Source organism: Bathymodiolus heckerae thiotrophic gill symbiont (genome assembly GCF_900180345.1).
In the GTDB taxonomy this organism is placed as follows: Bacteria; Pseudomonadota; Gammaproteobacteria; order PS1; family Pseudothioglobaceae; genus Thiodubiliella.
This window is the reverse complement of sequence record NZ_FXLV01000101.1, coordinates 1-1151: the sequence shown is the minus strand read 5'-3', so window position 1 is coordinate 1151 and position 1151 is coordinate 1. Positions and strand designations below refer to the sequence as shown.

Annotated in this window: 1 protein-coding gene; it reads right to left on the bottom strand. The window is 35.4% G+C overall.

The window, feature by feature from the left end; genetic code table 11:
- Window positions 1-780: 780 nt before the first annotated feature.
- Window positions 781-1151, bottom strand: a 371-nt coding sequence (locus CRYPD_RS07685) for a hypothetical protein (protein WP_212744003.1), incomplete at its 5' end; no start/stop codon positions are given.

Genomic DNA, 1151 nt, shown 5'->3' with positions numbered 1-1151 from the left:
AGGACGGCGCTGACGGACACAATTTTGAAAGAGGACCACCTAAGGATCATTTCAGCAAAGTTTGGTTGAGATTGGCTCAGTAGTTTCAGAGGAGAAGATTTTTTTAATTTCATCCCCCCTTTTTTCTAATTTGCATAATCGGTCAAAATCGGTAAAAGTTCAAAGTTCATAAAAAATCCCGTAATATATGTTAAAAAGCTCATCATTATGCTTATACAGTTCAAATTTTGGCACTTTCTGGCTTAAAATAGAGCAGTTTTGGCCATTTGAAGAAATTTCTATTTTTAGTAATGGTGGCCATCTTGGATACAGGACGGCGCTGACGGACACAATTTTGAAAGGGGACCACCTAAGGATCATTTCAGCAAAGTTTTGTTGAGATTGGCTCAGTAGTTTCAGAGGGGAAGATTTTTTTAATTTCATCCCCCCTTTTTTCTAATTTGCATAATCGGTCAAAATCGGTAAAAGTTCAAAGTTCATAAAAAATCCCGTAATATATGTTAAAAAGCTCATCATTATGCTTATACAGTTCAAATTTGAGCACTTTCTGGCTTAAAATAGAGCAGTTTTGGCCATTTGAAGAAATTTCTATTTTTAGTAATGGCGGCCATCTTGGATACAGGACGGCGCTGACGGACACAATTTTAAAAGGGGACCACCTAAGGATCATTTCAGCAAAGTTTGGTTGAAATTGGCTCAGTAGTTTCAGAGGAGAAGATTTTTTTTTAATTTCATCCCCCCTTTTTTTTAATTTCATAATCGGTCAAAATCGGTAAAAGTTCAAAGTTCATAAAAAATCCCGTAATATATGTTAAAAAGCTCATCATTATGCTTATACAGTTCAAATTTGGGCACTTTCTGGCTTAAAATAGAGCAGTTTTGGCCATTTGAAGAAATTTCTATTTTTAGTAATGGTGGCCATCTTGGATACAGGACGGCGCTGACGGACACAATTTTGAAAGGGGACCACCTAAGGATCATTTCAGCAAAGTTTGGTTGAGATTGGCTCAGTAGTTTCAGAGGAGAAGATTTTTTTTTAATTTCATCCCCCCTTTTTTTAATTTCATAATCGGTCAAAATCGGTAAAAGTTCAAAGTTCATAAAAAATCCAGTAATATATGTTAAAAAGCTCATCATTATGCTTATACAGT